General features: G+C 49.3%; 11 protein-coding genes. 3 read left to right on the forward strand and 8 right to left on the reverse strand.

Annotation, left to right across the window (positions count from 1 at the left end):
* Window positions 1–63: 63 nt before the first annotated feature.
* Window positions 64–738, reverse strand: coding sequence for a nitroreductase family protein (locus tag AS151_RS04760; protein ID WP_071515908.1), 675 nt, complete (start codon window positions 736–738; stop codon window positions 64–66).
* 54 nt (window positions 739–792) lie between these two features.
* Window positions 793–1,536, reverse strand: coding sequence for a ribonuclease PH (gene rph, locus AS151_RS04765; RefSeq protein ID WP_071515909.1), 744 nt, complete (start codon window positions 1,534–1,536; stop codon window positions 793–795).
* Window positions 1,537–1,880: 344 nt separating this feature from the next.
* On the opposite strand from rph, the gene AS151_RS04770 reads away from it, so the two are divergent.
* Window positions 1,881–2,417, forward strand: coding sequence for a P-loop NTPase family protein (locus AS151_RS04770; protein WP_071515910.1), 537 nt, complete (start codon window positions 1,881–1,883; stop codon window positions 2,415–2,417).
* A gap of 170 nt (window positions 2,418–2,587) precedes the next feature.
* Here AS151_RS04770 and AS151_RS04775 read toward each other — a convergent pair whose 3' ends face one another.
* The 4 genes from AS151_RS04775 to AS151_RS04790 are packed head-to-tail and all read right to left on the reverse strand — an operon-like array spanning window position 2,588 to window position 6,075.
* Window positions 2,588–3,145, reverse strand: a complete 558-nt coding sequence (locus tag AS151_RS04775; RefSeq protein ID WP_071515911.1) for a dCMP deaminase family protein — start codon at window positions 3,143–3,145, stop codon at window positions 2,588–2,590.
* On the reverse strand, window positions 3,138–4,622 hold the full coding sequence (locus tag AS151_RS04780; RefSeq protein WP_071515916.1) for a thymidylate synthase: 1,485 nt from the start codon (window positions 4,620–4,622) through the stop codon (window positions 3,138–3,140). The genes AS151_RS04775 and AS151_RS04780 overlap by 8 nt, the downstream gene beginning before the upstream one ends.
* 29 nt (window positions 4,623–4,651) lie before the next feature.
* Window positions 4,652–5,449, reverse strand: coding sequence for a PD-(D/E)XK nuclease family protein (locus AS151_RS04785; RefSeq protein WP_170861317.1), 798 nt, complete (start codon window positions 5,447–5,449; stop codon window positions 4,652–4,654).
* Between the two features lie 5 nt (window positions 5,450–5,454).
* A complete protein-coding gene (locus AS151_RS04790; protein WP_071515913.1) occupies window positions 5,455–6,075 on the reverse strand; it encodes a PAP/fibrillin family protein in 621 nt (206 codons plus the stop codon).
* A gap of 132 nt (window positions 6,076–6,207) precedes the next feature.
* Between AS151_RS04790 and AS151_RS04795 the strand changes: the two genes are divergently transcribed.
* Both AS151_RS04795 and mraY read left to right on the forward strand, forming a co-directional pair.
* Window positions 6,208–6,435, forward strand: a complete 228-nt coding sequence (locus AS151_RS04795; RefSeq protein WP_071515914.1) for a DUF3134 domain-containing protein — start codon at window positions 6,208–6,210, stop codon at window positions 6,433–6,435.
* Between the two features lie 114 nt (window positions 6,436–6,549).
* Window positions 6,550–7,647: a phospho-N-acetylmuramoyl-pentapeptide-transferase gene (gene mraY / locus AS151_RS04800; RefSeq protein ID WP_071515915.1), complete on the forward strand. Its 1,098-nt coding sequence runs from the start codon at window positions 6,550–6,552 to the stop codon at window positions 7,645–7,647.
* Between the two features lie 106 nt (window positions 7,648–7,753).
* On the opposite strand, the gene AS151_RS21335 is transcribed toward mraY, so the two are convergent.
* Together AS151_RS21335 and AS151_RS22475 are read right to left on the reverse strand one after the other, a co-directional pair.
* Window positions 7,754–7,939: a hypothetical protein gene (locus AS151_RS21335; RefSeq protein WP_139240515.1), complete on the reverse strand. Its 186-nt coding sequence runs from the start codon at window positions 7,937–7,939 to the stop codon at window positions 7,754–7,756.
* An 849-nt stretch (window positions 7,940–8,788) separates the two neighbouring features.
* A partial coding sequence (locus AS151_RS22475) for a hypothetical protein (protein WP_211517525.1) occupies window positions 8,789–8,974 on the reverse strand: 186 nt, incomplete at its 5' end.

Below are 8,974 nucleotides of genomic sequence, written 5' to 3' on the forward strand. Positions count from 1 at the left end.
CTACTATCGGCTCTTGGTCTAGCCACTACTACGGGAACCTGGCTGTTCCCAAGCCCCGTCGCTTTAGCGCGGGGTCAGTGACAACTGGAAGCGATCGCCGAAGGATTCCCCGTAGAAAACCTGCTCGATGTCAAAACGACCACCATAAGCCTTGTAGGGTTCCGCCGCATATCCCAACGGCAACAAACAGCACACATCCACTTCCTCGGGAATTTGGAACGCTGCTTTTACCTGGTCCGTGACAAACCCTTCCATGGGGCAACTATCCACCCCCAAAGACTTGGCCGCGATCGCTAAGTGAGCCACAGCCAGCATCGTATGGCGGTTCGTCCATACTTCTAAAGAACCAAACGAAGGACCGCCTGCAAACAATTGGGGAATCATAGAACGCATATAATCGGCGTATCGATCGTTCACTGCATCTAGCTGCTTTCCCAGCTCAATCACTGACTCAATATAGTCCGATTCCTTCACCCGGCGATCGCCACAACAAATCAACACCACCGGCGCTTCCGTCACTTGCCGCTGGTCGAAAGCACATTGGCGGAGTTTCGCCTTATTGTCCGCATCGCGAACCACCACAAACCGCCAAGGTTGTAGATTAAACCCAGAAGGCGCTCTCAATCCCAAACGAAAAATTTCCCGCAGCGTCTCCTCTGGAATTGGATCTTCGCGAAAAGCACGAGCGGCGCGTCGCTGTTCGATGGCTTCTTTGACGCCAACCGGATTGTTACTCATAACTGGTTTTTCCCTCGACATCCGAAAACACCTACCCATCAATGTATCAGTTACTTAAGCAATTTGAAAGTCGCCCACCGCTTGCAGGATCGCTTCTTTTTGCGAGGCGAAAAAATCCTGAATGCCTACTTCCGCCAAATCCATGAGTTGGTTGAGCTGCTGGCGGGTAAAACTTCCCGATTCCCCCGTTCCCTGCACCTCAATAAACTCTTGGCGTTCGTTCATCACCACATTGAAATCCACCTCCGCTGCCACATCCTCTGGATAGTTTAGATCCAAAAAAGCTTCCTGCTCGATCAAACCCACCGATACGGCAGCTATCTGATGGCGTAGCGGCGACGCTTCCAGTTCTCCCTGTTGGACCAACTTTTCCATAGCCATGGCCAAGGCCACAAAACCGCCAGTAATCGCTGTTGTTCGGGTTCCCGCATCAGCCTGCAACACATCGGCATCTACCAGCACCGTTCTTTCTCCCAAAGCCTGTAAATCCAGGGCCGCGCGTAAACTGCGTCCAATCAAGCGCTGAATTTCTTGGGTTCTGCCGGAAAGTCTCATCAACTCTCGTCTTTGCCGTTGGGGAGTAGCGCCAGGAAGCATACGATATTCGGCACTCAACCAACCTTGACCGGTTTCCTCTAGAAACCGCGGCACTCCCGGTTCGATGCTAATCGTACAAAGCACTTGCGTGTCGCCACATCGGGTTAATACCGAAGCGGTGGCAAATTTGGTGAAATCGGTTTCAAATACAATCGGACGCACCCGATTTGCTGGTCTGTTGTCAGGACGCTGCCAAGCCATAAGTTCTATTCCAAATACGCCAAATACAACGCTGCCAAGGGTTGGTCAGAAGATAGCTTTCATCCTACATGCTACTACTTTCCAGGGAAAGCATTTTGGCGTGCGATTTTTGCTAGTATCTGAAGGCACGACTTTTACAGGAGCGATTGCGGCTGGATAGATTAGATTTTTTTATAGCTAGAAGCAAACCCCGACATTTGGGAAGAAATTGTTCTGGTCATCCCATACATATAGTGTTAAAGTAAACGACACCCGGAGAAAATACGCTATATATTGTAGCTGGCTGCCATATAACCAGCGCCTCTCCCCTTCGCTTATCGGTCCCGTTACTCAACGAATATCCTATGGTTGCTCAAGTAGACACGTCCGTTCAAACTTCGCGCCTCGCTTTCCCCTATCAGGTAGAAGGCACCCTGCAAATCTTCACCAGTCCGCGCCGCGGCTTCTTTACCAACGTCATCGCGCAGGCGTTTCGGATTGCCGGTCAGGGAACCTCCGTTCTCATCGTACAGTTCCTCAAAGGTGGCATCAGACAGGGTCACCAAAATCCCATGAAGTTCGGTGAGTATTTGGATTGGCTGCGTTGCGATTTGATGCGTACCATCGAGACGCCGGATTTGGAAGCGGTGGAAATCGATTCCCTGAAGCAACTGTGGCAGCATACCCAAGAGGTGGTTCTCGCTGGCAAATACGATTTTGTGGTGCTCGATGAGTTGAGTTTGGCTACCAATTTGGGATTGATTGCTGAAAGCGAGGTATTGGATTTTCTCAACCAACGTCCCCATCACATTGATGTGGTTCTTACTGGTACGGAAATGCCAGAGTCGGTTCTGGATATGGCCGACCAAATTACTGAAATTCGCCGCAGCAAGCGTCCGTAGTTTTGGTTTGTCTTCCCCAGTCTGAAAAATTGCGATCGCTTGGGACTTGCTAATAATTAAGTAGGGGCAGCGCCACCATGTCTGCCCCTGCGATATCCATGAATTGTTAATTGCAGTATTTTATAGAAATTTTGGGAACCACCACCGGTATTCTCGGCTCCATACCATATTTAGGAGTATTTGTCAAGCTTTGGCGGCGAGGGTCGGGGAACGGATGTGGGATTGAGCAGGGAAGAAGCTGCTTTTTGCGCGATCGCTTCCGACAAATGAATTTGCTGGAGGGAAACCAACCCCTCGCTAACAAACATATCTCTAGCAACAGCACTTTCCCCACTATTAAACGGCGTTTCGTAGAAAATTTCCCGAATTCCCGCCGAAATGGATAGTTTCAGACAAGACAAACAGGGTTCCAAAGTAACGTAAATGCTAGCGCCAGCAGTGGCGATGCCGTGTTTGGCAGCTTGCGCGATCGCATTAGCTTCCGCATGAACCGCGCGCGACGGCAGTTCTTTACTCGCATCGCAGCTACTCAATCCCGGATAGCAATATCCCTGTGCGATACAGTGTGGCGAACCGCTAGGAGGTCCATTATATCCCGTTGCCAGTACCTGCCTATCCTTGACCACCACAGCTCCCACAGGAAACGCCAAACAAGTGGAACGGGTTGCCGCCAGTTTCGCTAACATCAAAAAATATTCATCCCAAGTGGGTCGCTGGTAATCAGGCATCTTGCGTATAAGGAATATCGTTCGTCAAACAGTGGTACGCCTTTTGCAACTCAATCCCCAAATACCCCGAATGTTCGGCATGGAGAACGGGAGCAGCCGCGCAAATATCCCGCATCAAATTCAACGGCTTTTTCCCACGATAGGTAGCCACCACTTCACCGCTACCAGGGGTTAGCCGCTGTACGACAATTTGACCGTTTTCCAATTCAATTTGGAAATTGCCACAGGGATCGTAAAAATCGCGATCGCGTACAATATCGGCATACTGGTCTTGAATCAAGCGATCGGCATTATCCCAACAATCATCATAAATATGCGCCGACTGGCTAATCGTCATTAACGGACCCAACCGCAAATTGTACGAACTACATTGGTTCACGCGATCGCGAATATGCTTTTGTAACGCGCGCAATCCCATAGCATTGGCAGGCCAAGCCGCAAACATATCGTTGCTGCGTAGCGTTGCCGTCAGCGATAGTTCGTTGTCTACCACCCGAACCCAAATATGGTTCAAACAGGGACTTCCGCCTTTCTCGTGGTCGCACACATCCCACAACGACATCACCGCACTAGCAGCATCAATCTCACCAACCAGCTTTTCGATAACCTGTTCCACCTGGTCGCGTCCAAACCAAGAACGCAACCGCTGACCGTACGTATATTTCACCCCTTCGCGATAGGGAGCATCGTTTAAAATTTGAGGAATGTATTCCTCGATAAAAGCACGGTCCACAGGCAAATAATTAGGTTCGGGAAAATAAAAATCTTCCGGTTCGTCAGTAATAACCGCCACCAAATCGATCAGTTCCTGCCACTGACCGTCGTAGCCAGTAGGTCGAATGGTTCCCGTCGTCTTGATGCGGTGAATAATTTTTACCCACGTTTCGGCAATGGTTTTCCCTTCAATGCGGTGACCGTACCGCGGACCTGGTAAAACCGTTGGTGTATTTTCTTCTAAGGGGAATGCTTGCGCTTCTCCCCACGGCGGCTGCCAACTACGGCTGGCGTAGGATTTGGCTAGTTCGCAGGCACGATCTTTATTGGTCACCCACTGCCACTCGATTGCATCTCGCAATTGCTGCAACACCGAGTCAGGAATTTCTTCGTCGATATATCCCGGTACTGGAGAACGCACCACCCAACAGGAACGACCAGTGTCGCTAACACCAGCATCAAACCCATGCTCAAAAAAATCCCGCAGGCATTCGCAAGCTCTGGCATTTTTATCTTCTTTGGTAGCGTCGAGAATGACCAAATAGCGTACGTGGGGATTGGCGATTAAATTGCGAATTAATAAATTAATTCCCCGGGTTGCACTGTACAACTGGCCGATAGCAGCGTACTCCTGGGGGTCTAAATGTTTGGCAACGGTATGTCGTACCGTCCATCCAGTAATGATGGCGGTTTGACCGCTGCCGCAGATGACTTGGTTGGGTTTGTAGAGGGGATGGTAGTGTGTGGGTGGGGTCGCTAGCATGACTGGCAATAACTGGCTCAAACTTCTTATTATAGCGGAATTTCCGGAATGCTGGCAATATCTGGGGATAGATGGTTGGAGATGTTACGCTGGCAGCGTTGGGCAAACTGACAGCGATCGCACCACCCGGCTTCCCTATCTACCTGGGGAAAGTCGCGGTCTTGCTGTTGGTAGGCTTGCCACCATTGGGTTAGCTGGTCGAGCAAGGTGGTCAATTGCTGGCGAATTTGTTCGTGCCAGGTAGCATTATAAGCGAAAACCACCGATTCCGGAGAAAGGGAAGTTTCTGGGGAGGCGTTGGGTTGTTTGCCGACAAACCAGTAGGTCATGGAAATTTGTTCTGGTTGGTAGGAAGTGGTTTCGGCGAGCAAAAATAGATACAGCTTGGTTTGCCAGCGGTTTTTCAATCGCTGGGTTTGTTGCGGGGCAAATGAGGTTTTCCAGTCGATAATTTTGGCTTCGTTTTCTTTAAAAATTAACAGGTCGTAGATAGCGGTAAACAGAAAATTTCCCCAGGGCAAAACTCGCTGGTGTTCTGCCTGGCGAAACTGGCAGGTTGGGGGGGAGGTATCGTCCAATTCCGGAACCGTTGCCAGTAAGGCTTCCACCGAACGCGCCATGGCGGGGTCGGCTGGCAAGATTTTGTCGATGGGAAGTTGTTTTTCCCGCTGTTGGAGAATTTTGTGCAAACGAGACCCCCATCGGTTGAGCGCTTGCTGCTGGGGGTCTACGGGAGAGGTGAGTTGTTCTAAGAAAATATGTTGAAATTTACGTGGGCAGGTGGCCAGTAAGGTTAAATGTTGTTGGGAAAGATACCAAAAATTCATGGTCATTAGGGAACTTTTTTGAGGACGAAAACACTGCCTTCGTTGCCGCGACCGATGCGCAAGTCTTCATCGAGATAGGTGACATCCAACCAGCCTTGGCGGTTGCGAGAGGGGTCGGAGGCTGTCTCTTCACCGTTGCCGGAAAGGGAAATGTCGATGGCTGGGAGGAATTTTCCTGGTTCCATTTGCCGAATAAAATCGTTGGGGTCTTTGTAGCCAATTGCCCGTTGAAGTCCTATAATGGATCGCTGGAAGAAAACATTGACCCGGCGTGGGGAACTGGGTTCAAAGCGAGCGGAAACGCTCACCAGTCCTTCGAGAAAGGGCAGTGTCTTGATTTCGGCAATATTGTAAAGTTTGCTATCGTTCGTCCGAAGGCACTGGTAAATGGCTCCCAGTTTGGCGAAGGGAAAGCGATCGATTCCCAACAGGTCTTGGCTGGTTGTGTATAAAAGCAACCAGTTGCCATCTAGAAGTTCTGTGGCTTCTAGCGGTTGGGGGGTTGGATTGCGTTCTTCCAATCTGGCGATCGCGGCTAAAATCGCTTGTTTGTCGGCCTCTGTTGCCAGCAACCCGCGGTTGACTGGTGCGATCGCTTCGAGCAATTCCATTTTGCCGATGGTCATCGTACGTACCTCTACAACCAACAAACTGGTATCGGATCAAGAATAAACGGAAAATGGTTTTTCCATTTTCTACATAGCACAGCGGCCGTTCAACTGTTTTTGAATTTTGCTTGTAATTTTTTTGTAACTGCTATGAAAAACAATCCATCGTTACGCTCGGAACCACGCTACCAAAATGCTCCCGTTATTCCCCTCAAACAAAATACCTCGATTTTACACTGGTTGGAAAGTACGGGACGTTTGATTCCTCGGGAAGTGGTTGAAGACACGGAAATTCCAGAAGAAGAACAAGAAATTACCGAACTCATTGGCGTGGAAGATACGGAATTTGAAGTGGAAGCTGAAGAATCTGACGTTTGATTGTATCTTTGTAGCTTAGCGCAGCACGGCAGTTGTTTCCCCAGAATTTGGTTGCCTGTACGAGCAACTGTTCGTGCTTTTTCCAGAACGAGTCCAGCAGGAATTTTTTCAGCCGTGGCACCAGCAAGCAAAAAAATTCAAATTTCTGGGACGCTTTTGTGGTTTGCCCTGACTACCATCGCGATCGCAGCTACTTTACTTTGGGATTGGCAGCACCTCGACTGGCCCGATCCTAGCAATTCCCTGACCCTGCCCATGCTGTTGAGCGCGGCAGCAACGGCTATGGTTGGCTTTTGGGCAGTTCCTTGGCTGCAAGCCATTAAAGCCGGACAGTTTATTCGCGAAGATGGTCCCCAATCCCACCTCAAAAAAGCCGGAACCCCCACCATGGGTGGTATTTTTTTTGTTCCTGTAGGAATTTTGCTAGCTTTGATTTGGTTTGGGGGGGCACCCAATGTGCTGGCGGTGGCGCTTTTAAGCCTGGCGTATGCGTTTGTTGGCTTTCTCGATGACTGGCAGATCCTACAACGCCGCTCCAACAAAGGCATTTCTCCGAAAATGAAATTGCTCTTGCAAGTGGTGCTTGCGGCTTTGTTTTGCTTGTGGCTGGCTTTTACCCAAGCAAATGATGGATCTAGGCTCACTACAGTGTGGCTGCCTGGAGGGATTGCCCTAGCATTGGGATGGGGATTTTGGGCGTTGGCGGTTTTTGTTTTGGTCGCTGAAAGCAATGCTACCAACCTCACCGACGGTTTGGATGGTCTGGCAGGGGGAACTGGCGCGATCGCTTTTTTGGGATTGGCTGCCATTGTATTCTCCCAAGACCCCACTTTGGCAGGTTTTGCGGCTGGCTTTGCCGGCAGCTGCTTGGGATTTTTGGCGTACAACCGCAACCCGGCGAAAGTATTTATGGGAGATACTGGTTCTTTGGCTATTGGCGGCGCTTTGGCGGGAATTGCCCTCCTCAGCCAAAATCTATGGTCTCTCTTTCTTCTCAGCGGTATTTTCTTCGTGGAAACCCTTTCGGTGATTGCTCAAGTTGGCTATTACAAAGCCACCAAAAATGAAGATGGTGTAGGAAAACGCCTGTTGAAAATGGCACCCCTACACCATCACTTAGAATTATCCGGTTGGTCGGAAATGAAAGTTGTGAGCGTATTTTACCTCATAGAAGCTGGACTAGCATGGCTGGCTTGGTTTTGGCAAGGATAAAACTTCGATCGGAAAAAGCGGTAGGCTTTTAGAAATATCGAACAATTCCGGGTAAAGCATCAATTACTGCTTGGTGGCAGTGGAAAGGACAAATCTGGCTATGGGTCTACCAACGATCGCGGCGGCTTTCTCCAGGATTGGGGGACTCCTCGCCATTACGCGCGCTATCTACTGAAAAAGACGTTGTGAGAGAAGAAGAAAGGATGGTAACGTCACTTTCTACAGTCCCAAGACAAGCAGTTAAAGAACAAAAGAGAGCGGTTAGGAAAGTTACATTTTTAGGAAAGCTCATTAGAACCGAACCTTGCGTGGTTAAGAATTTCCAATATTCCTTTCCCGTTTGCGTAACCAATTCCGGAATTTTCTAAAAAGCGATCGCTCTCGGATCAATAGAAAGGGCGGGAGATGTCTAACCAAGTCAGTAGCAAAGCCGGTACCCTAGCTGCCAAGATTGGTTTTTGGATTTGTGGTCTCCCGCCAAAATAAGATAATTTTTTTAGTTTAACTACGTCTCCCACTGCCGCGATGGGGCTGTAAGTCAGGGGATGGCTCTACTTGTACGGTTAAAGTAGAAGACGTACTACTGTTTTTGTAAGGAGTGACCGCTAGGAATAAAAGCCCGAGTAGGACGACAGAGGCATAAGTACGCATAGAAGAAATTCTCGTCACGCTTCTAGTTGTTTCTACAAGATGCCTCTGGCACGATCCGGATGGGTCTTGGAAAAAATTTCTGCCTTGATGGGGAGATTTTCTGGTTTTCTTTGAGAAGGGGATGGCTGTTTCCTACAGAAAAAAGAAAAAGAGCTTCCCGGCAATGGAAAGCTCCAGGCATACAGACATACGGCGTGGGGAATGAATGCTGGGTGGCAACTGGCAGCTATCGTTTCACGGCTAACCAGGCTTTCCAAGCTTGCCAGAGGAAAAAGCCACCTACCAAAACCGCTACCAAAATTTGAAATATTAAATACGGATCGCGAACCGTGCCTTCTACCATAACCAGGCCATCAATCCAACTTTCGATTATTTTGTATTATAGCGAACAATCGACCCACCTAGAAATAGGAAAGGACGAAGTATGGATGCGATCGCGTTTTTGCGGCTGATTGCCAATCTTGCCAAAAAATGATAAAAATGGTATAGTTTAAGATTCAGTTAAATTGAATATCCCAATGGTTCCCCATGGTAGTTGTAGCGATCGCGGCGTCGGTGGGAGAAAACGCGATCGCGCCTTGGGGATTGTATATATTGTCACTGACCCCGCGCTAAAGCGACGGGGCTTGGGAACAGCCAGGTTCCCGTAGTAGTGGCTAGACCAAGAGCCGATAGT

The sequence above is a fragment of the Geitlerinema sp. PCC 9228 genome, assembly GCF_001870905.1.
Lineage (GTDB): Bacteria > Cyanobacteriota > Cyanobacteriia > Cyanobacteriales > PCC-9228 > PCC-9228.

Coding starts and splice junctions, on each gene's coding strand:
- AS151_RS04785 (WP_170861317.1), bottom strand. CDS start 5,449: ATGAATTTTTGGTATCTTTCCCAACAACATTTAACCTTACTGGCCACC.
- AS151_RS04790 (WP_071515913.1), bottom strand. CDS start 6,075: ATGACCATCGGCAAAATGGAATTGCTCGAAGCGATCGCACCAGTCAAC.
- AS151_RS21335 (WP_139240515.1), bottom strand. CDS start 7,939: ATGAGCTTTCCTAAAAATGTAACTTTCCTAACCGCTCTCTTTTGTTCT.
- AS151_RS04770 (WP_071515910.1), top strand. CDS start 1,881: ATGGTTGCTCAAGTAGACACGTCCGTTCAAACTTCGCGCCTCGCTTTC.
- AS151_RS04780 (WP_071515916.1), bottom strand. CDS start 4,622: ATGCTAGCGACCCCACCCACACACTACCATCCCCTCTACAAACCCAAC.
- AS151_RS04775 (WP_071515911.1), bottom strand. CDS start 3,145: ATGCCTGATTACCAGCGACCCACTTGGGATGAATATTTTTTGATGTTA.
- rph (WP_071515909.1), bottom strand. CDS start 1,536: ATGGCTTGGCAGCGTCCTGACAACAGACCAGCAAATCGGGTGCGTCCG.
- AS151_RS04795 (WP_071515914.1), top strand. CDS start 6,208: ATGAAAAACAATCCATCGTTACGCTCGGAACCACGCTACCAAAATGCT.
- AS151_RS04760 (WP_071515908.1), bottom strand. CDS start 738: ATGAGTAACAATCCGGTTGGCGTCAAAGAAGCCATCGAACAGCGACGC.